Origin of the sequence: Streptomyces sp. NBC_00448 (genome assembly GCF_036014115.1) — a bacterium.
Lineage (GTDB): Bacteria > Actinomycetota > Actinomycetes > Streptomycetales > Streptomycetaceae > Actinacidiphila.
Window position 1 is genome coordinate 9,380,784 of the sequence record NZ_CP107913.1, and the last position, 23,528, is coordinate 9,404,311.

The 23,528-nt window shown below is 74.5% G+C and carries 19 protein-coding genes; 11 read left to right on the plus strand and 8 right to left on the minus strand.

The genetic code is table 11. The features are described from left to right. Window positions 1-20: 20 nt before the first annotated feature. The 3 genes from OG370_RS40290 (at window position 21) to OG370_RS40300 (ending at window position 2,981) form a co-directional block, all read left to right on the plus strand. Window positions 21-1,058 (plus strand): DNA polymerase Y family protein, encoded by a 1,038-nt coding sequence (locus OG370_RS40290; RefSeq protein ID WP_328473326.1) that lies wholly within the window; start codon window positions 21-23, stop codon window positions 1,056-1,058. Between the two features lie 70 nt (window positions 1,059-1,128). Further along, the gene (locus OG370_RS40295) at window positions 1,129-2,061 is read left to right on the plus strand and encodes an NAD-dependent epimerase/dehydratase family protein (protein WP_328473327.1); all 933 of its coding nucleotides are present in this window, start codon (window positions 1,129-1,131) and stop codon (window positions 2,059-2,061) included. Beyond that, window positions 2,058-2,981: an RNA polymerase sigma-70 factor gene (locus tag OG370_RS40300; RefSeq protein ID WP_328473328.1), complete on the plus strand. Its 924-nt coding sequence runs from the start codon at window positions 2,058-2,060 to the stop codon at window positions 2,979-2,981. Before OG370_RS40295 ends, OG370_RS40300 begins: the two co-directional genes overlap by 4 nt. An 11-nt stretch (window positions 2,982-2,992) precedes the next feature. Here the strand turns inward: OG370_RS40300 and OG370_RS40305 are convergent, their stop codons facing one another. After that, window positions 2,993-3,583 carry a cysteine dioxygenase gene (locus OG370_RS40305; protein ID WP_328473329.1) on the minus strand — a complete coding sequence of 197 codons (591 nt, stop codon included), beginning with the start codon at window positions 3,581-3,583 and terminating at the stop codon, window positions 2,993-2,995. Then, entirely contained in the window at window positions 3,580-4,527 is a 948-nt protein-coding gene (locus OG370_RS40310; protein WP_328473331.1) for an amidohydrolase family protein, read from the minus strand. The genes OG370_RS40305 and OG370_RS40310 overlap by 4 nt, the downstream gene beginning before the upstream one ends. A gap of 93 nt (window positions 4,528-4,620) precedes the next feature. Here OG370_RS40310 and OG370_RS40315 point away from each other — a divergent pair, with 93 nt between their 5' ends. Continuing rightward, window positions 4,621-5,646, plus strand: coding sequence for a LacI family DNA-binding transcriptional regulator (locus OG370_RS40315; protein WP_328473333.1), 1,026 nt, complete (start codon window positions 4,621-4,623; stop codon window positions 5,644-5,646). Window positions 5,647-5,829: 183 nt separating this feature from the next. On the opposite strand, the gene OG370_RS40320 is transcribed toward OG370_RS40315, so the two are convergent. Then, window positions 5,830-9,300, minus strand: a complete 3,471-nt coding sequence (locus OG370_RS40320; RefSeq protein ID WP_328473335.1) for a phosphodiester glycosidase family protein — start codon at window positions 9,298-9,300, stop codon at window positions 5,830-5,832. 524 nt (window positions 9,301-9,824) lie between these two features. Here OG370_RS40320 and OG370_RS40325 point away from each other — a divergent pair. The 3 genes from OG370_RS40325 to OG370_RS40335 all read left to right on the plus strand — a co-directional run bounded on the left by OG370_RS40325 (window position 9,825) and on the right by OG370_RS40335 (window position 12,258). Then, complete coding sequence (locus OG370_RS40325) at window positions 9,825-10,310, plus strand: hypothetical protein (RefSeq protein WP_328473337.1); 486 nt, start codon at window positions 9,825-9,827, stop codon at window positions 10,308-10,310. Between the two features lie 281 nt (window positions 10,311-10,591). After that, on the plus strand, window positions 10,592-11,722 hold the full coding sequence (locus OG370_RS40330) for a glycoside hydrolase family 3 N-terminal domain-containing protein (RefSeq protein WP_328473339.1): 1,131 nt from the start codon (window positions 10,592-10,594) through the stop codon (window positions 11,720-11,722). 56 nt (window positions 11,723-11,778) lie between these two features. After that, window positions 11,779-12,258, plus strand: a complete 480-nt coding sequence (locus OG370_RS40335; protein WP_328473341.1) for a hydrolase — start codon at window positions 11,779-11,781, stop codon at window positions 12,256-12,258. On the opposite strand, the gene OG370_RS40340 is transcribed toward OG370_RS40335, so the two are convergent. Beyond that, window positions 12,179-12,763, minus strand: coding sequence for a class I SAM-dependent methyltransferase (locus OG370_RS40340; protein ID WP_328473343.1), 585 nt, complete (start codon window positions 12,761-12,763; stop codon window positions 12,179-12,181). The two genes, OG370_RS40335 and OG370_RS40340, sit on opposite strands and share 80 nt — an antisense overlap. A gap of 230 nt (window positions 12,764-12,993) precedes the next feature. Between OG370_RS40340 and OG370_RS40345 the strand changes: the two genes are divergently transcribed. Beyond that, entirely contained in the window at window positions 12,994-13,713 is a 720-nt protein-coding gene (locus OG370_RS40345) for an N-acyl homoserine lactonase family protein (RefSeq protein WP_328473345.1), read from the plus strand. Window positions 13,714-13,747: 34 nt separating this feature from the next. On the opposite strand, the gene OG370_RS40350 is transcribed toward OG370_RS40345, so the two are convergent. Continuing rightward, complete coding sequence (locus OG370_RS40350; protein ID WP_328473347.1) at window positions 13,748-15,394, minus strand: MFS transporter; 1,647 nt, start codon at window positions 15,392-15,394, stop codon at window positions 13,748-13,750. Between the two features lie 171 nt (window positions 15,395-15,565). Here OG370_RS40350 and OG370_RS40355 point away from each other — a divergent pair, with 171 nt between their 5' ends. Beyond that, window positions 15,566-16,075, plus strand: coding sequence for a peptidylprolyl isomerase (locus OG370_RS40355; RefSeq protein WP_328473349.1), 510 nt, complete (start codon window positions 15,566-15,568; stop codon window positions 16,073-16,075). Between the two features lie 156 nt (window positions 16,076-16,231). Here OG370_RS40355 and OG370_RS40360 read toward each other — a convergent pair whose 3' ends face one another. Then, complete coding sequence (locus OG370_RS40360; protein ID WP_328473351.1) at window positions 16,232-17,446, minus strand: alanine--tRNA ligase-related protein; 1,215 nt, start codon at window positions 17,444-17,446, stop codon at window positions 16,232-16,234. Window positions 17,447-17,787: 341 nt separating this feature from the next. Here OG370_RS40360 and OG370_RS40365 point away from each other — a divergent pair, with 341 nt between their 5' ends. Both OG370_RS40365 and OG370_RS40370 read left to right on the plus strand, forming a co-directional pair. After that, window positions 17,788-19,923, plus strand: coding sequence for a SpoIIE family protein phosphatase (locus OG370_RS40365; RefSeq protein WP_328473353.1), 2,136 nt, complete (start codon window positions 17,788-17,790; stop codon window positions 19,921-19,923). A 161-nt stretch (window positions 19,924-20,084) separates the two neighbouring features. Continuing rightward, the gene (locus OG370_RS40370) at window positions 20,085-21,242 is read left to right on the plus strand and encodes a PP2C family protein-serine/threonine phosphatase (protein WP_328473355.1); all 1,158 of its coding nucleotides are present in this window, start codon (window positions 20,085-20,087) and stop codon (window positions 21,240-21,242) included. 144 nt (window positions 21,243-21,386) lie between these two features. Here OG370_RS40370 and OG370_RS40375 read toward each other — a convergent pair whose 3' ends face one another. Then, complete coding sequence (locus OG370_RS40375; protein ID WP_328473357.1) at window positions 21,387-22,262, minus strand: EI24 domain-containing protein; 876 nt, start codon at window positions 22,260-22,262, stop codon at window positions 21,387-21,389. Between the two features lie 69 nt (window positions 22,263-22,331). Then, complete coding sequence (locus tag OG370_RS40380; protein ID WP_328473359.1) at window positions 22,332-23,393, minus strand: zinc-dependent alcohol dehydrogenase family protein; 1,062 nt, start codon at window positions 23,391-23,393, stop codon at window positions 22,332-22,334. Window positions 23,394-23,528 lie beyond the last annotated feature (135 nt).

Below are 23,528 nucleotides of genomic sequence, written 5' to 3' on the forward strand. Positions count from 1 at the left end.
GCAGCGCCCGACGGCGCCCGATGACGACACCGCCCCGCCCCACGTACATCGTCCACCTGCACCTGCACGCCACCCTCACCGACGACCAGTACGCCGAGATCCTCGACGCCCTGGCCGGCATCACCCCGCGCCTCCAGCCCTTCCCGCCCGACGCCGCCCAGCTCGACATCACCGGAGCCCTGCGCTACTTCGACAAGACCGCCGACGACATGGTCCACATGATCGCCATGCGGCTGGCGGGCCTCTTCGGCGTCCGGACCAGCGCCGGGCTCGCCCCCAACCGCATGCTCGCCGCCATGGCCGCGGCCGCCGGCCCACCCGGACACACCACCCGCGTCCCCCACGACCCCCAGGGCATCACCACCTGGCTGCACCCTCACCCGGTCACCGCCCTGCCCGGCATCGGCCGCGCCACCGCCGACACCCTGCACCGCTACGGCCTCACCACCATCGGTGACGTCGCCGACCTGCCCCCCGCCACCCTCCAACGCCTCCTCGGCGCCGCCCCCGCCCGCCTGCTCGCCGAACGCGCCCACGGCCACGACCCCCGCCCCGTCACCCCCCGACCCGCCGCCCTGCACCTGACCGCCCACCACCTCGCCGAACACGACACCCTCGACCCCGACCAGCACCGCCGCGCCGTCCTCCGCCTCACCGAGGAACTCGGCACCAGCCTGCGCGACGCCGCCCACACCACCGACCACCTCACCCTCACCCTCCGCTACGCCGACCGCTCCACCACCACCCGGACCCGCACCCTGCCCGAACCCACCGCCCACACCCCCGACCTCGCCACCGCCACCCTGATCCTCCTGCACTCCCTCGGCCTGCAACGCGCCCGCGTCCGCGGCTACACCCTGCGCGCCGACCGGCTCCGCCCCGCCACCGACGCCCACCACCAGCTCTCCCTCGACGCCGCCGACCACCGCGCCCGAGCCGCCGAACAGGCCGCGGACCGCGCCCGCCACCGCTTCGGCCCGCACGCGGTCCGCCCCGCCGTCCTCGCCGACCCCGGACCCCGCCACCCCACGGGCGCCCCACCCCGGCCACGTCCCTGATGTCACAGGAGCCGGGGCTGTCTCGTCATGAGGGGTGAGAGTCGGCCGACGGAAGGAACGGGTGATCGTCATGCGGGTGTTCGTGGCGGGTGGGACCGGGGTGCTGGGGCGGCGGCTGGTGCCGCGACTGGTGGACCGCGGTCATGAGGTGACGGCCACGACCACGAGCGCGGCCAAGGTGGAGGCGCTGGAGCGGCTGGGCGCGACGGGTGCCGTCATGGACGGCCTGGACGCGGCCTCGGTCGGCCGGGCGGTGGCGGCCGCCCGGCCGGACGTGATCGTGCACCAGATGACCGGGATCTCCCTGGCGCACGCCGGCAAGGCCGACCTGAAGCACTTCGACCGGTGGGCGCTGCCCACCATCCGGCTGCGCACCGCGGGGACCGACCACCTGCTGGAGGCCGCCGAGGCGAACGGCGTCTCCCACGTGGTCGCCCAGGGCTACGCCAACTGGAACGGCCTTCGCGAGGGCGGCTGGGTCAAGACCGAGGCCGACCCGTTGGACCTGTACGAGGGGACCGCGGCGCACACGTCGATGGCGGCGCTGCGCCATGTCGAGACCGCGGTCGGCGCGGCCGGCGGCGCGGTCCTGCGGTACGGCGCGTTCTACGGGCCGGGCGCCACCGACGACCAGATCGAGCTGGTGCGCAAGCGGCAGTTCCCGCTGGTCGGCTCGGGCGGCGGCTACGCCTCGTGGGTGCACCTGGACGACGCGGCGGGCGCCACCGTGCTGGCCGTGGAGCAGAAGGCGGCGGGCGTGTTCAACATCGTCGACGACGAACCGGCCCCGGCCGCCGAGTGGTTGCCGCACCTGGCGGCGTGCGCGGGGGCGAAGAAGCCGCTGCGGATTCCCGTCTGGCTGGCCCGGTTGCTGGCCGGTGAGGTGGTGGTGGCGATGATGACCGAAGGGCGCGGCTTCTCCAACGCCAAGGCCAAGCGGGAGCTGGGCTGGCAGCCGGAGCATCCGTCGTGGCGGCAGGGCTTCGCGGAGTCGACGGCGTGACGCGGGCGGAGGACTTCGAGGAACTGCGGCCGCTGCTCTTCTCGATCGCCTACCGGATCACCGGCAGCGTGAGCGAGGCCGAGGACGCGGTGCAGGAGACCTGGCTGCGCTACGAACTCTCCCCGACCCGGCCCGCGTCGGTCCGGTCGTTCCTGTCGGCCGTGGTCACCCGGGTGGCGATCGACGTGCTGCGCTCGGCCCGCGTCCGGCGGGAGGAGTACGTCGGGCCGTGGTTCCCCGAGCCGCTGCTCGCCGACCCGTACCAGGACCCGGAGCGCTCGGCCGAGCTGGCCGACTCGGTGTCGATGGCGGCCCTGTTGCTGCTGGAGCGGCTCAGCCCGCTGGAGCGCGCGGTGTTCGTGCTGCGGGAGGTGTTCGCCTTCGACTTCCCGGAGATCGCCTCGGCCGTGGGCCGGTCGGAGGCGGCGTGCCGCCAGCTCGCGGTGCGGGCGCGCCGTCACATGGACGACGGCCGGCCCCGGTTCGAGGCCGACCGCAAGGAGCGCGAGGAACTCGCCGCCCGCTTCTTCGACGCCCTGCGCGAAGGCGACCTCGACGGCCTTCGGGAACTGCTGGCCGCCGACGTCCGGATGGTCGGCGACGGCGGCGGCAAGGCACCGCAGTGGGCGCCGGAGTTCTTCGGCGCGGACAAGGTGGGCCGGCTGCTCGCCTCGCTCCTGCCGCCGTTCGCCCGGATCGGCGGTGTGATGCGGCGGCAGGAGGTGAACGGGCAGCCGGGCGCGGTCCTGCGCGACCGCGACGGCAAGGTGGTCAACATCCTCGCGCTGGAGATCGTCGAGGGGCGGGTCCGGACGATCCGTGCGGTGATCAACCCCGACAAGCTCGGGCACATGGGTCCGGTGGCCGACGCGTGGGAGGTGCTGCGCGAGACCCTGCGGGTGGGCCGGGACCCGGACTGACCCGCCTTCCGTCAGACGATGTCGTCCAGCGGGCGCAGTTCGTCCGCGTACGACACCGACGTGCGCCGCAGGATTCCGGTGCGGCTGACGGCGTACTGGCCCATCCGCCACAGCGGCGGCGAGTACGCGTGGATCGACACGCTTCCGGCGTCCCGGCCGGTGAGGCGGTGGATGTGGTCCGGGCCGAAGCAGTAGACCTGGCCGGCCGGGACGGGGGTGGCCAGGCTCGGCATGCCCACCGCGAGGTTGTGCTCGACCAGGGTGCCCTGGGTCACGGCGACCGCGCCGGAGGATATGTCGTGGTCGTGCCAGCCGGTGTCGTTGCTCGGCGTCCAGCACAGCACCCAGACGTCCACGTGGGCGTCGCGGTGCAGCGAGACGTAGTGGCGTCGGTCGTCGGCGAAGAGCACGTGGCGCCGCCAGAGCGAGGGGTCCGCGGCGACGGAGCAGGCGAGTTCGAGCAGTTCGCGCTTGTCCAGGTCGCGTCCGGGCAGCGCGTCGAGGCTGAGGGAGGACGGCACGCCGAGCCAGGGCTCGGCGCGCTGCACCGGAGCGGTGTCGTGGTCCTCGGGCGACGGCAGGGACGACGGCGGAGCGGTCACGGGCTGATCCCTTCGAGTAGGTGGAGCGGATTGCCGACGCGGACGGCGAACCGCGCCGCCGCGCCCAGATGGGGGTCGGTCGGGGTCGCGTACGGGCGGTCGCTGCCCAGCACGAGGGCGTCGATGCCCAGCACGCGCACCACGGCGTCCAGCGCCTGCCGGCCGTAGGAGGAGGTGTCCACGAACACGCCCGGGTCGAGCCGCAACGGCCCGCCGCCGCGCATGGCCGCCCGCTCGTGGTGGACCGGGGCGAGCCCGGCCGCCGCGGCGAAGCAGATCCGCAGCCGCGGCAGCAGCGCGCGCCCGGCGGTCTGCCAGGCCCACCACGCCGCCTGGAGCTGGCCGGTGTAGCCGACCACGGCCGGCCACCAGGCGGGCAACCGCTCGGCCGACGGCGGCTGCGGCCCCGGGTGGACCAGCACGGGTCTGCCCGCCGCCTCGGCCACCGCGAGCACCGGCGCCAGCCGCTCCAGCGCCTGCGGGGTGGCCATCGCGACCGCCGGGACCTGGAGGCCGACCAGACCGCGGTGCGCCGCACCGGAGTTCAGGAGCGGGGCCAGCGACTCCGGTTCCGGCGAGGTCAGTTGGGCCGACGCCCAGCCCTCGAACGGTGCCGGCAGCGCGAGCACGCCCGCGTGCCAGGCGTCCAGCAGCGGCGCCGCCTCGTCGGGCGGCAGCAGTTCGATGCCCAGCGGGCTGGACAGGGATACGGCGATGCGGCGCAGATCCGGGTCGAGGCGTGCGCGCAGCGCCGGGTCGTGGTCCTCGGGCCGCACCTCGTAGGGCGGCTCACCGGCCAGATGCAGGGTCCAGCCGTCGAGACGCGGCGGCCGGGTGCGGGCGCGCAACCGCTCGAGGAGAGCGGCGGGCCACAGGTGCTGGTGGACATCGGTGGGGACAGCGGGGGCGGTGGTGCCGTCGGTGATGTGACCGTAGTCGGACATACCCTCCTCACGTGTACTGATGCGCTTCAGTTAAGCGCTTCAGTGAAGCGCTTAATCCCGGCCGCCGTCAAGTGCGCCCCCTACACTGTCCCCGTGCCGCAACGACCAGCGAGGGTCACCCAGCGCGATCTCGCCGAGGAGACCGGGCTCTCCACCGCCACGGTGTCCTACGCGCTGCGCGGGATGCAGGTGCCCCCGGAGACACAGCAGCGGGTGCGCGAGGCGGCCGAACGGCTCGGCTACCAGGCCGACCCCATCGCCCGCGCCCTCGCCTCCGGCCGCACCGGCTACATCGGCGTGCTCTGCCGCTCCCTCACCGACGTGTGGCAGCAGGCCACGGCCGCCGCGCTCGGCCGGCGGCTGCTCGGCGACGGCCGGCACGCGCTGATCGTGGACGCCTCCAACGACCCGGTCCTGGAGACCACCCTCGCCTCCCAACTCGCCGACCAGCGGGTGGACGCGCTCATCGTGCTGCCGGTGGACCCCGCCGCCGCGCACTGGGCCGCGGTCGCCGAGCGGACCGTGCTGATCTCCATCGGCGACGGGCTGCCGGGCGGCGCGGCCCACGCCGAGGTCGTCTTCGACAACGAGGCCGGGATCACCGACGCGCTGCACGGCCTGGCCGCCGCCGGCCACCGCAGGATCGCGGTCATGACGCCCGGCGGCATGACCACGCCGGACCGCCCCGCCGAGACGGTCGCCGAGCAGGTGGCCCGCCGGCTCGGCCTGCACGTCACGCTGCACCGCTCGCCGCACGACCTGGACGGCGCCGCCGCGATCGCCCGCGCGGTGCTCACCGGGCAGGACCCGCCGACCGCGTTCCTGTGCATGGCCGACTCGATGGCGTACGGCGTGTACGCGGGCGCCCGCGAGCTGGGCAGGGAGGTGCCCGGCGACGTCTCGGTGGTCGGCTACGACGACCATCCGCTGTCCCGCCTGCTGACACCGCCGCTGTCCACCTACCGGTGGCCGGTGGAACTCCTGGTGGACCTGGTGGTGGAGCGCACGGTCAAGGCGATCACCTCGGGCCGGCGCAGCCGGCGCCGGGTGCTGCCGCCGGTCGCCCAGCCGCGCGGCTCGGTCGGCCCGCCCAACTCACCCCGGCCCGAGCCGAAGTGACGGTGCCGCGGCGACCGCGCCGGTGCGTCGCCCCCGAGGTCGCCGCGCCCTCGGACCCGCGCCGGTCCTGACGACGGCTCGGGGCCCGCCCCGCGCCCTCCCGGGCGGGGGAGGAGTGCGGGACGGGCCCTCGTGCTGCCCCCCGGCTCGGCCGGACCGGTTGGGACCGCCCGATCCGTCAGCTCACCCGGCCGGCACGGTGACCGTCGCCGTCCCGGTCACCCCGCCTGCCGTGACGCTGATCCGCGCCGTACCCGGAGCCCGTCCGGTCACCTCGCCGGTGGCCGCGTCGACGGTCGCGACGCGCGGGTCGGAGCTGGTCCAGCGGCGGGAGACCGGGTCCTGCACCGGCACCTGAAGTGCCGTCAGGTCGTCGCCCGCGATGGACGTGCCGGTCGCCGTCAACCGCTCCTTCCCGCCGCGCGCCAGCGACGGCGCGGGCGCGCTCACCGCGACCGAGGCGAGCAGCGGCTGCACCGCGAACTGCACGGTGCCGTCGGGCAGGATGTGGAACAGGCCGTAGTTGAAGAACCCGCCCTGGTCGGGGGTGGCGTACGGCGGCGTGCCCAGGTCGGCGACCACGAAGTTCGGGATGCCGCCGGGCGCGTCGGTGCCGTCCGGCTCGCGCAGGTCCTCGGCGAAGCCGCGCGCGTGCCCGAACATCATGAGCACGTGCACCCCGGGATGGGTGCGCTGGTACCGCTGCACCAGCGCCTCGTACATCCGCGCCTCCCACCGGTCGGTGAACTGGCTGTCCGCGCGCGGGTGCGGGTCGTACGCGGGCGTGTGGGTGATCACGACCGCGACCTTCCTGGTGTTCGCGCTGAGCTGCCCGGCCAGCCACAGGTACTGCGACTCGCCCTCGTCCGGCACCTGGAAGGCGTCCGACGCGGTGATGCCGATGTGCCCGCTGTCGGTCACGATCATCCGCGCCGCGCCCGCGTCGTACGCGTAGTGCGTCGGCCCGAAGACGCTGGTGAAGTCGCCGTTCTCCGGGTCGGCGCCCTGGGTGATCTCGTGGTTGCCGACCGCGTCCCGGTACGGCACGCCGAGGCCGTCCATCAGGGTGCGCAGGTTCGTCAGGTCGCCGGTCGTCCCGTTGTCGGACATGTCGCCGAGCGCCTGCACCTGCTGCGGGCGGGCGGCGGGCGGCAGCGCGCCGAACACCCCGGGCAGCGACTTCAGGGCCACCGTGCCGGTCGCGCCCGGCGTGGCCGCCGTGGTGTGCGCGTCGTCGAACGCGGCGACGGTGGTGCCGCCGGGTCGGAAGGAGGACGCGTCGGTGAACCGGAGCCAGGACGGGTTCTTCGGGATCGCGGTGTACGTCGCGGGCTGGGGCGGGCGCGGCGAGTACAGCGCCTCCAGGTCCGCGAGGTGGATGTCGCCGGTGAGGTCGGGGCCCGGCTTGATGGTCACCAGGCCCAGGTAGTTGATCCGCAGCGGGTACTGCAGGCCCGCCGGCAGTTTCGCGACGACGTACTGCCAGCCGTCGAAGGTGATGCCGGTCGGGTAGAAGCTGGTCGGCTGGTTGCTGGCCTGCCAGATGCCGACGTTGAGGGTCACGATGCCCGGCGCGAGCCCGTCGCCCGGCCGCGAGGCGAGGTCGGCGTTGCCCTTCACCCACACGCCGAGCCCGATCGGCGCCTGGTCGCCGCCCAGCAGCGGGATCTGCTCGCTGTCCGGGTCGTTGAGGTAGACGCTCAGGTCGTAGGTGCCGGTCTGGTTCGGGTAGGTGTAGTGCACGTCCATCGAGCCGGCGTCCCCGGATCTGGCCGTGCTGCCGGAGTCCAGGGCGATGTTGCCGTTGGTGGTGGAGTGCGGGCCCGGACTGGCCACCTTGCGCGGGTAGACGTTCATGTAGTCGCTGGTCACCGACCACTTCGACAGGTCGGTCAGCGGGTCCACCGGGACCGTGGTGGACCCGACGGCCAGCGACACGGTGGCCTTGGCGCCGCCGGCGGCGGCCGTCACCGTGACCATGCCGGTGCCGGTGGCCGCGGCGGTGAACGTGCCGTCGGCGCCGACGGTGCCCAACTCCGGCTTGTCCACGGACCACTTCACCGCGGACGGCGGCAGGCTGACCGTGGCGCCGCCGGTCGCGGTCGCGGTCACCGAAAGCGCCTGGGTCGCGCCGTTGCCGAGGTCGGCCTGCGAGGGGGTGGCGGTGAGCGTGCGCACCCCGGTCACCACCGACAGCGGGACGGTGGAGGACGCGTGGCCGGACCGGATGCGCAGGGTGCCGTGGCCGGGCCGGCCGGAGAAGGCCAGTGTGGTGCCGTGCACCGTGGCGAGCCCCGGCGGGCTGACGCTCAGCGTGACCGGGTCCGCCGCCGGGTTGTCCGCCCGGTCCAGGGCGTAGGCCGGCACGTCGACCGAGGTGCCGGCCAGCGCGGTCAGCGGCTTGCCGTCGTTCGCCACCGCGCGGGTCGCGGCGCCGGGCGCCGTCTGCCGGCTGTAGAGGAACAGGCCGTTGGCGACCGGCCGTTCGTGCCCGTCCGACGGCGTGTTGAGCACCGACGCCTGGGTCTGCCCGGGCAGCCGGCCCACCATCTGGGTCGAGCCGCCGCCGTCGAACAGGATCGCGTCGTACGCGCCGTGCTCCAGCATCCAGCCCGCCAGCTGCGGCCGGGTCAGCCCCTGCGCGACGCCCTCGGCCTGGTGGCCGTCGAAGGCCGCGAAGACCGCGTGCCTGCCGTCCTTGGTCACGCCGACCGCGGTCACCGGGTTGTCGACGTTGTTGTCGCCGCCGCCCTGCAGCGGCACCGCCCGCTGCCCGTCCTTGACCAGGATCGCGCCGCCGCTGAGCGCCTGGACGACGTCGCTGTCCGGCCCCAGGTGGTCGGTGGTGGAGGCCTGGTCGCCGGCGTGCACGTGTGCGGTCAGCCAGTCGCCGTACGCGGCCGAGCCGACCAGGTCCTCCTGGCCGTCGGCCAGTTGCGGCAGGTCGGTGACGCCGGTGCGCACCGAGTCCACGGTCAGCGTGGTCCCGTCGGCGCCCAGGTGCCCCGCGACCACCGTGGCCGCCGCGACGGAGGTCGGCCCCAGGTCGGCGGTGACCCGCAGCAGCGCGCCCGCGCCGAGGTCGTCCACCGCGTTGACGCCGGTCAGTGGGGTGCTCGCCGCGTTCGTCACGTCCGTCAGGGTGCCGGTGTACGTCTCGGTGCCGATGCCGATGGTCCCGTCGCGGTGCACCACGAAGTCCGCGGGCCGGCTCGGCTCGGGGCTCTTCAGCAGCCGCCCGTCGCGCACCACCATGCCCTCGGGCCGCCCGCTGGCGTTGATCTCGAAGAAGTCGCCGTTGATCCCCGCGACCGCGCCGGTGCGGTGCGCCATCGAGGAGGGCACCTCGTCGGCCGGGTCGGTGAGGCGGTCGTGCGACTCCACGACGCCGAGCTTCACGTTCCGGTCGGTCAGCGACACGTCGAGGACCTGCGCGCGCTGCGCCCCGCCCACGGTCTGCAGTGTGTCGGAGTAGTTGCTGACGCCGTGGGTCAGGGTGCGCGGCGTGGTCGTCTTCTCGTCGACCACCAGCGGCCACTGGTCGGGGGTGGTCGGCAGCCACGACGACCGGGAACCGGTCGCCGGGCGGTCGGGTGCGGCGCTCGCCGGTGTGCCGCCGGCGGCCAGCAGTGTGGCGCAGACGGCGGTCGCCACGAGTACGGCCGGCGCCCGGGCCGGGAGCCGCAGGCGGCTTGGGCGATGACGTGGGCGACGTGGGCGGGTGAAGAACTGGGCCATGGGTCCTCCGGCCGGTCCTGCCGCCGGCGCGCCGGACCGGGGCGGCCCGGCCGTCCCGGCCGTCGCGGCCTGTCGTACGGGAACGGTGCGGTGGTGCGCCATGCGGGGTGTGCGGCTCCGAACCACCCTCGGCCGTCGCCGAGTTGACGAGCTGCCGCGCAGCAGGAACCGGAGCCCGCCGCAGCGGGCGAACCCGGGCACATTATGGCCCGGCGCACGCAAAGATTGTCGGTCCACGGCCAATCATGCGGAAGTCGGGGCGGCCGGACACCGGTAATGAGCGCAAATCTTCCTGTTTGACGAGCCGTCGGCGCCCGGCGCGTCGCCGCAGGCGCGTGCCGCGGGAGGGTGGGGGCGCTGTGGCAGGGCGGGGTGTCTCCAGAAGGTGCGTCAAGGGAATCGGGCTGCGGCCGGGTGGCGCGGGCGGGCAGTATGACGGGATGCCGGACCTGCTGTGGGACGACGTCAGGAACTTCTTCGACCCCGACCTGATGGGGGCTCTGCCGGATGTGAGCGTGGCAGGCGCCTCGGACGGGGACTGGCAGGCGGTGTTCGACCTGGTCCGGTCGAGCGGATGGGCGTGGGAGTGCTCCGCAGGTGGCGTGGTCGGGCCGCTGCCGTCCGCCGCCGAGGTGCTGTCGCGGCCCGCCGATGCGGAGACCGTCGATCTGCGGGTCCGGCCGGTCCCGGAGGTGCTGGTGGTCTTCCGCCCGATGTCGGCCGAGGACATCGACTTCGACGTCGACCTTCGCGAACTGCGGGGCCAGGAAGGCGTGGACGTCCTGTGCGCGTCCATCGCCGCCGTGGGCCGCAGGCTGGGCAAGCCGGTGGTCATGACGGCCGAGGGCGACCGCGCGAACCCGGTGCTCGGGTTCGACCCCGAGGTCGGCCGCGTGGTGCTCATGGCGGACCCGGGGCTCGGCTGACCGCTTCGGCCGACCGGGACCCGTACCGATCCAGTGCCATTCGGCGGCCGGGCCCACCGAGGGCGCGGCTCCGGCGGCCGCGGTGGCGCGGTGAAGGTTTCGCCCCGGCCGCGGGCGTCGCCGCAGCTCCGGACCGGCGCCTGTGGCGTAGGCCATTGGCGGTGGACGGCGCCCCTTCCACGGCGTGGTGGGCGGGGCGTACGGTCCGAGACGTGTCATGGACGCGGCAATAACGTCCACGCGACAACGTCCACCCCTTCACGCACGGGAAGAGGCCCCCCATGGACGCACCACGCAGCCGGCCCGTCCGCCGCCGTACGGTCCTGACCGCCGCGGGCGCCGTCGCGGCCTCCGTCACCGCCGCGCGCGCCTCGGCCGCCGAGCGGCCCCGTACCGGCTCCGCCGCGCTGACCGCCCGCCAGACCGCGGGCCAGCGGGTCATCTACTCCTACCCCGGGCTCACCGTGCCCTCCGCGCTGCTGACGACGATCAGCGCGGGCGAGGCGGCCGGTGTCATCTTCTTCGGCGAGAACATCTCCAGCGAGAGCCAGATCACCTCGGTGATCAAGCAGTTGGTGCAGGCCAACGCGTCCAGTCCGGTGCGGGCGCCGCTGCTGCTGATGACCGACCAGGAAGGCGGCGAGGTGCGCCGGCTGCCCGGCGCGCCCACGCTGTCGGAGAAGCAGGTCGGCGAGGCGGCGCAGCCGCAGACCGCCGCCGCCCAGGCCGGCACCGGCGCCGGCCAGAACCTCGGCGGTGTCGGGATGAACGTCAACCTCGCCCCCGTGCTCGACGTGTACTACACGGCGGGCAACTTCATCGACGAGTACCAGCGCTCCTTCAGCAACGACCCGAGCACCGTCTCCAGCCTCGGCCAGGCGTTCATCACCGCCCAGCAGGGCACCGGGGTCGCCGCCACCGCCAAGCACTTCCCCGGCCTCGGTGCCGCCACCGCCTCGCAGGACACCGACGCGGGCCCGGTCACGCTCACCCAGAGCCTGTCGAAGCTGCGGAGCGTCGACGAGGCCCCCTACCAGGCGGCGATCGCCGCGGGCGTCCGACTGGTCATGGTCTCCTGGGCCGTCTACCCCGCGCTCGACGCGTCCGCGCCGGCCGGACTGTCCGCCACCGTCGTGCAGCAGGAACTGCGCGGCCGGCTCGGCTACACCGGCGTGACGGTCACCGACGCCCTGGAGGCCGGCGCGATCAGCTCCTCGTACAGCACCGCGCAGCGCGCCGTCCTCGCGGCCGGCGCCGGCATGGACCTGCTGCTGTGCTCGGCGCGCGCCACCTCCCAGGGCGACGCCGCCGCGCAGGCCCTCGCCGACGCCTACACCGGCGGCCAGCTCCCGGCCGCCGACTTCGACGCGGCGGTCCAGCGCGTCACCGCGCTGCGCACGTCCCTGTCCTGAAACCGGTCGCGTGGCGGCCCCTTCGGGGTCCGGCACGCGCGAGGCGGTGACCCGCCGTGGAACCGCTGCTGTCCCGGCTGCCGGCCGCCTTCTGGCGCGTCCCCTACGTCGGCGCCCGCTTCCCGGGGTCGGCGGCCGTGGCCGACCGGCCCGGCCTCGCCGGGGGCGCCAACTGCCAGGTGTTCGCCTACGCGGTGCTCGGCCACGTCGGCCTCGCCCCGCCCGCGCTGCGCTCCGCCGAGCTGTGGGACGATGTACGGGCCACCGTGCGGGTCCCGGTCGCCCGCCCCCTCGACCTGCTCCTCTTCAACGCCGTGGACGACGCGTACGGCGCCCACCTCGGCGTGGGGACCGATGACGGCCGGGTCCTCCACCTCTGCGCTGAGGTCGGGCTGCCCGCCGTGTGGAGCGCGGCCGACTTCGCCGCGCGCGAGCGCTACCGATGCCTGGTCGGCGTCAAGCGGGTCCTCCCGGACGGCGGGCGCGGAAGCGGACCCGGCTGCCGCGGGCGTCCTGCCGCACCTCCACGTCGGTGAACCCGGCGGCGCCGAGCCGGGCCGGCAGCCGGTCGGGGACCAGCGTGTTCATGGTGTCGCCGATGTGCAACAGCCGGAAGCGCAGGCCGGGTTGGCTGTCGCTGCCGGCGAACACCCCGCCGGGCCGCAGCACCCGGAGGGCCTCGGCGAAGATCCGGTCCTGGAGCGCCGGGGTCGGCACGTGGTGCAGCATCGTGAAGCAGACCACCGCCGAGAACGCCCGGTCCGGCAGCGGCATCTCCGACGCGTCGGCGTGCACGATCCGCGCCCGCCCGCCGTAGTCCCGCTCCAGCAGCCGCGCGGTGGAGTCGTCGATCTCGACCGCCGTCAGGCGGGGCACGCGCTCCACCAGCACCCGCAGGTTGGCCCCGTAACCGGGCCCCAGCTCCAGCACGTCGGTGCCCAACTCGACGTCCTCCAGGGCCCAGGGCAGGATCTGCTCCTCGGTGGTCCGCGCCCACTTCCGCGAACTGCACAGTCTCCGGTGCGCTGCGTTCATCGGCATACCCCGACGGTAGACCGCCCCCCTGCCGTCCTGCTGCCTGCGACCCGCCAATCCATGCCGCGAACAGGACAGCCCGCCGACGTCCGCGATGCGCGGCCCTGGACATCCGGTACGTGGCGCGCGGCACGCGGTACGCATGACGCGGCACCCGGCAGGTGGCATCCGGCACGCCGTGTTCGCTGCTCGCGGACGGGCCCGGGTGCGCCGGCGGCGCGCGGCATCATGGTCCGATGAGCGACGACACGGCGGTCCGCCGCCTCGACCTCGGCTACATCGTCCGGCCCGCCGTCGAGACCGGCGGCACGCAGCCGCGGGTCGAACCCGTGCTCGCGTACCTGGTCCGGCACGAGGCCGGGCTGCTGCTGTTCGACACCGGCATCGGTGCCGCCGACCCCGAGACCGAGGCCCACTACCGGCCCCGGCGGCGGGAGTTGGCGGACGCGCTCGCGGACGCGGGGGTCCGCCTCGCGGACATCGCGCTGGTCGCCAACTGCCACCTGCACTTCGACCACTGCGGCGGCAACCGGCTGCTGGGCGGCACCCCGGTCCTCGTGCAGCGGACGGAGCTGGCCGCCGCCCGCCAGGAGGGCTACACCTTCGGCGAGCTGGTCGACTTCCCCGGCGTCCGCTATGAGGAGTTCACCGGCGAGGCCGAGGTCTGGCCCGGGGTGCGGATCGTGCCGACCCCCGGCCACACCGAGGGGCACCAGTCCCTCGTGGTCCAGCGCCGCGACGGCACCGTGATCCTGGCCGGGCAGGCACACGACTTCGCCACGGACTTCACCGCCGACCACCTGGCCCGGCAGGCTGAACTCGACGGTGTGGAAGCGCCGTTGCCCTATCGCCCCTGGCTGGCCCGGCTCGCCGACTTCGACCCGCGCCGGGTGCTGTTCGCGCACGACTGCGCGGTGTGGGAACCGGGGCGCACCGCGGGCGACGGCACCCGCTGACCGCGGCAGGGCGCCCGCCCGCCGGCTCCTCCGCTCACGGCGACCCCGGCCCGTCCTTCTCGGCACCCGGCTCGCGCGGCCCCTGCGCCGTACCGCCCGAGGACCCGTCGCCCGAGCCCCCGCCGCCCGAGCCCCCGCTGCCCGGGGTCGTACCGGCGGCCTCACCCTCGTCGACCTCCTGGACGCCGCGCTGCAGCCCCAGCCACGCCGCGAGCGCCGCCGCGGCCATGATCCCGGCCATCACGTAGAAGACCGTCCTGGTGGAGTACGCGAAGTCGAGGCGGACGAAGTGCGGGATGGTCGAGTTGCCCTGGGTGGAGCGGTGGGCCTGGGAGAGGTGGTGCGCCTCGGAACCCGCCTGCGCGGCGGGCACCCCCTGGCCCACCAGCGAGGAGCGCAGATGGGACTCGAAGCGGGCCACCGAGATCGTGCCGAGCACCGCCAGGCCCAGGCTCGCGGAGTAGTTCCGCACGGTCTGGGTGATGCCGGTGGCCTCCCCGTAGGACAGCCGGGAGGCCCGGTTCACCGCGTCGGTGCTCGCCGGGGTGAGCATGAGGCCCATCCCGGCGCCGGCGATCACGATGTACCACTCCTGGTCGCCGAAATCGAGGTCGGTGACCTTGCCCGCGAGCAGGTAGAAGCCCACCGCGCACAGTGCGCAGCCCAGCACCACCGGGCGCTTGGCGCCGCCGCGGTCCAGCATCCGCCCGCCGAACTGCGAGGCGATCACGAAGCCGATGAAGAAGTAGAGCAGGTACAGCCCGGCGCCGGACGCGGACTTGCCGAGCGAGATCTGCGCGTACTCGCTGGCGAAGAAGAAGTACGGGATGAACACCAGCATCGCGATGCCGAGCACCAGGTTCTCCACCGCGAAGGCCCGGTTGGCGAAGATCCGTACCTGGATCAGCGGGGAGGAGGTGCGCAGCTCCAGCCGGTGGAAGACCACCAGCAGCGCCACGCCGACCACGATGCACACCCAGATGCCCGGATTGGACCAGTGCCAGATCTGGGACTGCTGGAAGCCGAAGACGCTCAGCCCGATACCGGTCACGATCAGCGCCAGCCCGCGGTAGTCCATCGGGGCGGGACGGTGCTCGGTGACCGGCTTCGACCGCGAGATCAGCACCAGCGCGATCACCGCGACCGGGATGTTCACCCAGAAGATGGACCGCCAGGTCCACTCGGTCAGCCAGCCGCCGAGGATCGGGCCGATTGCCGTCAGCCCGCCCGCGATGCCGAAGAACAGTGCCAGCGCCTTCCCGCGCTCGCGCAGCGCGAACGTCTGCACCACGATGCCCAGCGCCGCCGGGAACATCAGCGCGCCGCCGAAGCCCTGCACCGCCCGGAACGCCACGATCCAGGTCTGCGCCACGGCGCCCTTCGGGGTGAGCCCGCACAGCAGCGACGAGGTGGCGAAGATCAGCACACCCATCACCACCACCCGCCGGTGCCCGAGGGTGTCGGCGAGCCGCCCGCCGTAGGCGAAGAACGCGGCCAGCGACAGCAGGTAGGCGTTGACCGCCCACTGCACACCGGTGCTGGACAGCTTCAGCTCGTTCTGGATCTCCGGGACGGCGATCGACACGATCGTCTGGTCGATGAAGGTCATCGCCACGGCGAAGATCATCGCGGCCAGCACGAGGTTCTTCGATCGCCCGCCGCTGTGGGCCGTGACCGCCATCAGCTCTCCTCACCCGCTCCTGGGAGGACCGTTCCGCTCCACCTTGTGGCACGGCGACAGGTCCCGCCATCGACGGGAGACCGGACGTGATCGTCCGAAAGGGGACGGAAAGCGGGCGCCCGGGCCGCCCCCTGTGCCGGGGCGGGCGGCGGAGATGTCAGGATGGAGCCCATGGACAACAAGGACAACGTCTACTTCGACATCTCCATCGACGGTGCGCCCGCCGGGCGGATCGTCTTCCGCCTGTTCGACGACGTCGTGCCGAAGACCGCCCGCAACTTCCGTGAGCTGGCCACCGGCGAGCAGGGCTTCGGATACGCGGGCTCCGCCTTCCACCGTGTCATCCCGGAGTTCATGCTCCAGGGCGGCGACTTCACCAGCGGTGACGGCCGCGGCGGCAAGAGCATCTACGGCAACAAGTTCGAGGACGAGAACTTCCAGCTCCGCCACGACCGCCCGTTTCTGCTGTCCATGGCCAACGCGGGCCCGAACAGCAACGGCTCGCAGTTCTTCGTCACCACCGTGGTGACGTCGTGGCTGGACGGCAAGCACGTCGTGTTCGGCGAGGTCGTCGAGGGCCAGGACCTGGTCAAGCAGATCGAGGGCAAGGGCTCGCGCAGCGGCACCCCCAGCGCGAAGGTCGTCATCACCGAGTCCGGCACGGTCAAGACCCTCCAGTGAGCCACCCGCGCTCATCTGTACGGCCCTCCGCCTGACCCATACAGGCGTAAGGCGCCCCCGCAGCGGAACACCCGCGGCGGGGGCGCCTTACGTTCGGGGGCCGGCCGCCGGTGACGTTCTGCGTGCCGAGCCCGGCCGCCTGGCGGCTCGCCCCGCCTACCGACCGGGCTCGGCGCGCAGGGCCGTGACCAGGTCGCGGGGCAGCCCGTGCGTGTCGTGCAGGTAGGCGTAGTCGTCCTCGCCGAGCGGCCCGGCGAAGCGGCGCTGGGACAGCACCCGCCGGCCCCGCTCCAGCTGGGAGGCGAACCGCCGCTCCTCGCCGAGCAGCACCTCGCGCACCCCGGGGCGGTGCTGCGGGCTCTGCCGCGTACCCTGCGGGCGCAGGCCGAAGTGGCGCAGCGCGACCTCGACCGGCTCCGGCGGCAGGTCGCCGAGGGTACGGTCCGGGTCGTCGCGCCACAGCAGCGTCAGCACCCGGCGGACCAGCCGCCGCAGGACGTACCCGTGCCCGGTGGCGGCCGGCCGTACCCCGTCGGCCACCAGCACGGCGGCCGAGCGCAGGTGGTCGGCGACGATCCGGTGCGTGGCCAGGTCGCCGGCCCACAGTCCGGGCAGCACCTCGCGCCAGGCGTCGAAGACGTCCGAGTCGTAGACCGACGGCTTGCCCTGCAGGATCGTCACTAGCCGCTCCAGGCCCATGCCGGTGTCCACGCTGCCACGCGGCAACGGACACAGGGTGCCGTCGCCCTGGCGCTGCCAGCGCATCGAGACGTGGTTCCAGACCTCCACCCAGCGCGGATCGGTGCCGGGGGTGCCGGCCGGTTCGCCGTCGCCGGTCCAGACGAAGATCTCCGAGTCGGGACCGCACGGGCCGGTAGGGCCGTTGGTCCACCAGTTGTCCGGGCCGAGCCGCTCCACCGGCACACCCAGCTCCCCCCAGGCGCGCTCGGCCCCCGTGTCGGGTCCGAACCCGTCGCCGGGGTGGCCGGTGTCGCCGCCGAAGACGGTGGCGTGCAGCCGGGCGGGCGGGATGCCGTAGCCGTCGACCAGCAACTCGTGGGCCCAGGCGATGCTGCGGGCGCTGTCGTAGTCGCCCAGGGACCAGGAGCCGAGCATCTGGAAGGCGGTCAGGTGGGTGGCGTCGCCGACCTCGTCCAGGTCGGTGGTGCGCAGGCAGCGCTGCACGTCGGCGAGGCGCACCCCGGCCGGGTGCGGGCGGCCGGTGAGATACGGGGTGAGCGGGTGCATGCCCGAGGTGGTGAACAGCACCGGGTCGCCGGGCGGCCGCACCAGCGAGGCACCGGGCAGCACATGGTGGCCGCGGTCGCGGAAGAAGTCGAGGAAGGTGCGGACGGTCTGCTCGCTGTCCATGGCGGGAGCCTTTCCGGGGCGGGCGAGCGGAAAGCGGCCGCCGGAGGGCTGCGAGGAAGAAGGAGCGCGAGCCACGCGCACCCGGCGGACCGTTTCCGGTCGCCGGGGGAGTGGGGTGAGGTCAGGCGGCGGCAACCGGCGAGCTGGTCGCTCGCGCGGTCGCGGAGGTAGTGAGTGGCGTGACCTTCATGCCTCGACGGTAACAGCACCGGCCCGGCCGGTGCCGCCGAATTTCACCGCCATGCACAAACCTGGCATTTACCATCATTCGCCAACTATGGGACAGTGAAGTGCAGCGTGTGGTTCCAGCGTGTGCACCTCAGCGAGGGGAGCCGAGGACGATGACCGCTCACGGCGCCCTGGACGGCGGCGACCCCGAGCCGGACAGCCCGTTCGGCCGCTCCACCGCCGTGTTCGCACAGTTCGACGGCCCCGACCACACCCTGCGGGGCGCCAACCCCGCCTTCCACGACGTGCTCGGCACCGACGCAGGCGCCCTCGGCCGCCCGCTCGCCGACAGCGTGCCCGAGCTCGCCGACCAGGCCCTGACCGCGCTCCTGGACGAGGTCTACCGCACCGGCCGCCCCTACTCCGGCCAGGACATCCTGCTCCGTCTCGACGTCGGCGGCCACCGCCACGAGGCGTACTTCGACCTCACCGTCGAGCCCCGCCACGCGAGCTCCGGCCAGGTCCGCGGGGTGCGGCTGCTCGGCGTCGACATCACCCCGGTCAAGCACGCCCAGGCGCTCGCCGCCGAGCAGCGCGCGCTGCTGGAGCAGATCGCCCGGCACGCGCCGGTGCGCGAGGTCCTGGAGGGCATGACCCGGGTCATCGAGGAGCTGTCGCCCGGGGTGATCGCCTCCGTGCTGCTCGCCGACCCCGACGGCCTGCACCTGCGGCACGGCGCCGCGCCCAGCCTGCCCGACTTCTACAACGAGGCGATCGACGGCCTCGCCACCGGGGAGGGCATGGGCTCGTGCGGCACCGCCGCGCACCGGCGCCGGCCCGTCGTCGTCACCGAGATCGCCACCGACCCCTCCTGGGAGGGCTACCGCGAGCTGGCCGCCCGCGCCGGGCTCGCCGCGTGCTGGTCCACCCCGATCATCTCCGCCGGCGGCCAGCTGCTGGGCACCTTCGCGATGTACCACCGCGCCCCGCGCGCCCCGCGGGCATCCGACCGCGCGCTCAGTGCCGCCTTCGCCCGGATCGCCGCCCTCGCCGTCGAGCGCCACCGCGCCGAGGAGGCCAGAGCCGTCGCCGAGGCCAAGGAGAAGGCCGCCCGGGAGGACCTGGCGTTCCTGCTGGAGGCCGGCACCGCGCTCGGCCGCGACCTGGACTACGAACAGACCCTCCAGCACCTCGCCCGGCTGTGCGTGCCCGACCTCGCCCCGGTGTGCGTGATCGACGCGGTCTCCGACGGGCGGATGCGCAGGGTCGCCGCGCACGCCCAGGAGCCGCGCCAGCAGCAAGTGCTCGCCGCGTACGTCGACGGCGCCGACCTGCCCGGCGCCCCCGACACCACCAGGATCGCCCGCGGCGCCCCCGACACCCCCGGCCCCTGGGACGCGCTCGACGTCACCGGCCACGTACGCATCCCGCTGCGCGAGCGCGGCAGCGGCTACGGCACCCTGACCCTGCTCACCACCGGCGACCACCCGCTCGACTGGCGCCGGGTCGCCCTCGCCGAGGAACTGGCCCACCGCGCCTCCACCGTCGCCCGCAACGCCCGCCAGTACCACGACCGGGCCCGGCTCGCGCACGACCTCCAGGCCGGCCTGCTGCTGTCCGACATGCCCGAACTGCCCGGCGGCGAACTGGCGGCGTACTACCGTCCGGCCGGCGAGGGCCTCGACATCGGCGGCGACTTCTACGACGTGTTCCCGCTGCCCGGCGACCGCTGGGCCTTCATGATCGGCGACGTGTGCGGGCGCGGCGCGCCGGCCGCCACCATCACCGCGCTCGTCCGGCACACCGCGCGCGCCGTCGCCCCGCTGCTCGCCGACCCCGTGGCCGTGGCCGGCGCGATCAACACCGCGCTGCTCGAACGGGTCCCCGGCACCGGCGGCGACTTCGTCACCCTCGTCTACGGCCATCTGCTGCCGCGCGGCGACCGGCTCGACATCGACCTGGTCAGGGCCGGGCACCTCATGCCGGTGCACCACCGGCCCGGCCGCCTGCCCGCGACCGTCAGCAGCGAGGGGATGCTGCTCGGCGCGTTCGCCGAGGCCGTGCCCGAGGCGGCCACGTTGCGGCTGCACACCGGCGAGTCCCTGGTGCTGAGCACCGACGGCATCACCGAGTCCCGCGACTCGACCGGGCGGCAGTTCGGCGAGGCCGGCATCACCCGCGCGCTGGCCCGAGGCCGGCCGGTCGCCGCGCACGAGGTCCTCGGCAGTGTGATCAGCGCTGTCACCCAGCACACCGCCGGCGTCCCCACGGACGACGACCAGGCCCTCCTGGTCCTCACCGCCCGGTGACATTGGCGCCCCTGAACGGTCAGGGCGGTGCCCGGGAGGGGGCCGGGGCGGGCCCGAGCGACGGCCGGAGACGGCTCGGAACCGTTTCCCGGAGGAACGGGAAGGCCGTATCGACGCTGCTCGGACGAGAAGTGTGCGGGCCCCGGAGTTAGGTTGGTGACATGGAGTCGAGCGGCGCCGGCAGGCAGCCGGTCGGTGGGCGGGCCTTCCGGTCCCCACCGATCCGCCTCGCCCTCGCGCTGGCTGCGCTGGCCCTCCTGCTCGGCGTCGACCTCGCCGGTGGCCGCTCCATCCGCATCGGCGGCCTGATGGTCGCCGTGCCGGCGCTCTCCGCGGTGTTCCTCGGCCCGATCGCGGTGCTGGTGCTCGCCACCCTCACTCTCGGCGCGATCACCTGGGCCGCCGCGGACAACGGCGCTCTCGACCCCACCAACTTCCCGGTGGTGATGGTGACCGCCGTCCTGGTCGGCGTCGCCTCCGTGCTCGCCGCCCGGACCCGCCAGCGCCGCGAGCACCAGCTGGCCCAGGCCAGAAAGGTCGCGGAGGTCAGCCAGCGGGCCGTGCTGCGCCCGCTGCCGGACCGGCTCGGCCCGGTGACGATCTCCTCGATGTACCTCGCCGCCGACGAGGAGGCGGCGATCGGCGGCGACCTGTACGCGGCAGGGGTGAGCGACCGCGGCGGCACCCGGGTGCTCGTCGGCGACGTGCAGGGCAAGGGCCTGGCCGCCGTCGAGGTCGCGGGCCTGCTGCTGAGCGCGTTCCGCCGGTCGGTACGCGCCCGCGTCTCGCTGCCGGCGCTGCCCGGCTTCCTCGACCGGGGGCTGCGCGCCGACCTGATCGACCTGGAGGACGACGCCGACCTGTGCGCACCGGACACCCGGCCGCACGTGCCCGGCGAGTCCGACTACCTGGAGCGGTTCGTCACCGCGGTCGTCGTCGACATCGCCGCGGACGGCTCCGGCGTGCGGATCGCGAACTGCGGGCACCCGCCGCCGCTGCTCATCCGCAGCGACACCGTGCACCAGCTCTTCCCCGAGTTGCCCGACCTGCCGCTCGGGCTCGGCGACCTGGCCCGGCCCGACCAGCACATCGACACCCACGACCTGGCGCTCGGCGACATCCTGCTGCTCTACACCGACGGCGTCATCGAGGCCCGCGACGCCGGCGGCGCCTTCTACCCGCTCGCGGACCGCCTGGCCGACTGGACCCGCGACACCCCCGAGGCGCTGCTGGAGGACATCCGCGCCGACCTGCTGCGGTACTCCGCGTCCGGGCTCGGCGACGACATCGCGATGGTCGCGCTCCAGCGGGTGACGTAGCGCCGCCGCGAGCCCGGCCGCTGTGCCCGGCGGCACGGCGATCAGCGGGAACGCCCTGCCAGGCGTCAACACTCCTGCCGGGCGGCCCCTGTTGACGGTCTTGGCCGGCACCGGACCGCGTGCGGCGCGTGCCCTTCGGGCGGGTTACGCCCCCGCACCTCCGCCGGCACTTCCGCCCGCGCCGCCGGACCGCTCGGTCGGGTGCGGCCAGGGCTCGTGCGGGGGCGCGGTGCCGAGCCGGCCGGGTTCGGGCTCCGGGTGCGGCTCGGGGTCGGGGCGCGGGGGCGGCGGGAGGAGTTCGCGGACCAGGAGCGTCGCGCCCGCCACCGCGCCGGGCATCAGGACCACCGCGACGAACGGCACCAGGAAGACCACCGCCAGCGGCACCCCGAAGCCGAGCACCAGCGGCAGACGGCGCCGCAGCAGGCGCGTGCGCGCGGTGAGATCGACATCGCGCCGCTCGCACGCCACCGTGCACAGCTCCAGGGCGAGGAAGAAGCCGGACACGCAGAAACCGACCGCGGGCACCGCCGTCTGCCCGGCCACCGGGATGAACCCGGCCGCGAACAGCACGACCCCGAAGGCCACCGCCCACAGCAGCACCCGGACACCGTCGCGCACGGCGACCCACACCTCGCGCCACAGCGGCCGCTCGGGGGCTTCGGGGCAGTCGCCCTCGCTCCGCTCCACGCGCGCCGACAGCGCCTCGTAGAAGGGGTCGCCGACCAGCAGCGTCACCGCGGTGAAGGAGATCACCGACAGCAGCAGGCCGCCCCCGAAGAGCATCGCGGTCAGCACACCGCGGAACGCGCCGGACCACGGCGACGCCCAGTGGTCGGCGAACGGCGTCGCCCAGTCCACCAGGTCCCCGGCCCACAGCACGAGCGCGACCAGCGCGACGACGTATCCGACCAGCGTGATCAGCGCCGGGATCATGCCGAACCGCCAGTCACGGCGGTGCCGCAGCACCCAGCGCTGGCCGTCGACGAGCAGCCGTACGCCCTTGATCACGTCACCCATGCGGGGGATCGTACGGTACCGGCACGCCGTGCGGGGCAAGGGAATCGGGCCCGCGGCGCCGGTCCGGGTTCAGCCGGTGGCGCCGTCGCCGGTTCCCTCGGGGAGGATCACCGTCATGCCCGTGGGCGACCCGTCGCTCATCGCCGCCAGCGCCCCGGGCGCCTCCGGCAGACCGATCTGCGAGCGGACCAGCAGGTCGGGCCGCAGCACCCCCGCCGACACCTGCCGCAGCAGCTCCGGGTAGGCGTGCGCGGCCATCCCGTGGCTGCCCAGCAACTCCAGCTCCAAGGCGAGCACCCGGCCCATCGGCACCTCGACGGCGCCCGCCGCCAGCAGTCCCACCTGCACATGGCGGCCGCGGGCCCGCAGCCCGGCCACCGAGGCGGCACACGTCACCGCGGAACCGAGCGCGTCCAGCGACACGTGCGCGCCGCCGCCGGTCACCTCCCGGACCGCGGCGGCGGTGGCGTCCGCGGTCGGCTCGGGCGCCAGGCACACCGCCGCACCGATCGACCCGGCCAGCCACAGCGCCTCCGGCGACGGGTCGACCGCCACCACCCGGGCCCCGCCCGCCACCGCGACCATCACCGCGGACAGCCCCAACCCGCCGCAGCCGTGCACGGCCACCCACTCGCCCTGCCGCACCCGGCCCTGCGCCACCACCGCCCGGTACGCGGTCGCGAACCGGCAGCCGAGCGCCGCCGCGGTGGTGTACGGCAACCCCTCCGGCAACTCCACGAGGTTCACCTCGGCGCGCCGCACCACCACCAGGTCCGCGTACGAGCCCCAGTAGGTGAAGCCGGGCTGCTCCTGCCGCTCGCACACCTGCTGGTCGCCGCGCGCGCAGGCCGCGCACCGGCCGCACGCGTGGACGAACGGCGCCGTCACCCGCGCCCCCGCGCGCACGCCCCGCACCCCGGCGCCGACCGCGACCACCTCGCCGGCGAACTCGTGGCCCGGCACGTGCGGCAGCGTCACCGAGTCGTCGTGGCCCTGCCACGCGTGCCAGTCGCTGCGGCACAGCCCCGTCGCCGCCACGCGCACCACCGCACCGCCCGGCGGCGGTTCGGGGTCGGCCACCTCCCGGACCTCGGCGAGCCGCCCGAACTCCTCGAACACCACAGCCCGCACGGGCCGCACCGCCTTCCTCTCCCGCCGCCCCGTCGCGGGCGGTCCGGCCGCCAGCATCCCAGCCGGCCGCGCCGGGACCGCGCCGACCCGGCGGTACGGCGCGGCACGGGCGCGGCGTGCCACGGGGCCGGGCGG